The 1,530-nt window shown below is 68.9% G+C and carries 1 protein-coding gene and 1 pseudogene; both read left to right on the top strand.

Annotation, left to right across the window (positions count from 1 at the left end; translation table 11 throughout):
• Nucleotides 1-1,285 (top strand): glycoside hydrolase family 6 protein (locus ACJA3G_RS36760; RefSeq protein WP_406557356.1); only part of this gene is annotated, 1,285 nt, incomplete at its 5' end.
• A 16-nt stretch (nt 1,286-1,301) separates the two neighbouring features.
• A pseudogene (locus tag ACJA3G_RS36755) lies at nt 1,302-1,530 on the top strand (hypothetical protein); the annotation flags it as partial.

Genomic DNA, 1,530 nt, shown 5'->3' with positions numbered 1-1,530 from the left:
GCCCACCACTCCACCCACCACTCCCCCGGCCGGCAACCGCGTGGACAACCCGTACGCGGGGGCCAAGGTGTACGTGAACCCGGAGTGGTCCGCGAACGCAGCCGCCGAACCCGGCGGCACCCGGGTCTCCAACCAGCCCACCGGGATCTGGCTCGACCGCATCGCCGCGATCGCCGGAGCCGACGGGAAGATGGGGCTGCGCGCCCACCTGGACGAGGCCCTGAAGCAGAAGGGCAGCGGCGAGATGGTGGTCCAGCTGGTCGTGTACGACCTGCCGGGCCGCGACTGCTCCGCGCTCGCCTCCAACGGTGAACTCGGCCCCACCGAGATCGACAAGTACAAGACGCAGTTCATCGACCCGATCGCCGCGATCCTCGCGGACAGCAAGTACGCCGGTCTGCGGATCGTCACCGCGGTCGAGATCGACTCGCTGCCCAACCTCGTCACCAACACCGGCAGCCGCGCCACGGCCACCCCGCAGTGCGACACCATGCTGGCCAACGGCAACTACGTCAAGGGCGTCGGCTACGCGCTGCACAAGCTCGGTGCCGTGCCCAACGTGTACAACTACGTGGACGCGGGCCACCACGGCTGGCTCGGCTGGGACGACAACTTCGGGCCCTCCGCGGACATGTTCAAGAAGGCCGCGACGGCCGAGGGCGCCACGCCCGCCGACGTGCACGGCTTCATCACCAACACGGCCAATTACAGCGCCCTGAAGGAGAACAACTTCACCATCGACGACTCCGTCAACGGGGTCTCCGTGCGCCAGTCCAAGTGGGTCGACTGGAACCGGTACGTCGACGAGCTGTCCTTCGCGCAGGCGTTCCGCGCCAAGCTGGTCTCGGTCGGCTTCGACCCCGGGATCGGCATGCTGATCGACACCTCGCGCAACGGCTGGGGCGGCACCGCCAGGCCCGCCGGGCCGGGCGCCAAGACCACGGTGGACACCTATGTGGAGGGCGGCCGTTACGACCGGCGCATCCACATCGGCAACTGGTGCAACCAGGCGGGGGCGGGTCTGGGCGAGCGCCCGCAGGCCGCCCCGGCCGCCGGGATCGACGCGTATGTGTGGATGAAGCCGCCGGGTGAGTCCGACGGCTCCAGCAGCGCGATCCCGAACAACGAGGGCAAGGGCTTCGACCGGATGTGCGACCCGACGTACACGGGCAACCCCCGTAACGGCAATCACCTCTCGGGCGCACTGCCCGACGCCCCGCTGTCGGGACGCTGGTTCTCCGCCCAGTTCCAGGAGCTCATGAAGAACGCCTACCCGGCGCTGTAGCCCCCGCCCAAGGGTGATGGGCGGCGAGGACCGGGTCCTCGCCGCCCATCACCGCGTCCTACGTACGGGAGCGCGCCCGGTCGCCGATCCGGCCACGCCCGCCGACGTGCACGGCTTCATCACCAACACGGCCAATTACAGCGCCCTGAAGGAGAACAACTTCACCATCGACGACTCCGTCAACGGGGTCTCCGTGCGCCAGTCCAAGTGGGTCGACTGGAACCGGTACGTCGACGAGCTGTCCT

Source organism: Streptomyces sp. YS-3 (genome assembly GCF_045257485.1).
Lineage (GTDB): Bacteria > Actinomycetota > Actinomycetes > Streptomycetales > Streptomycetaceae > Streptomyces.
Note: the sequence above shows the minus strand (reverse complement) of the source record. Positions and strands in the feature narration are given on the sequence as shown.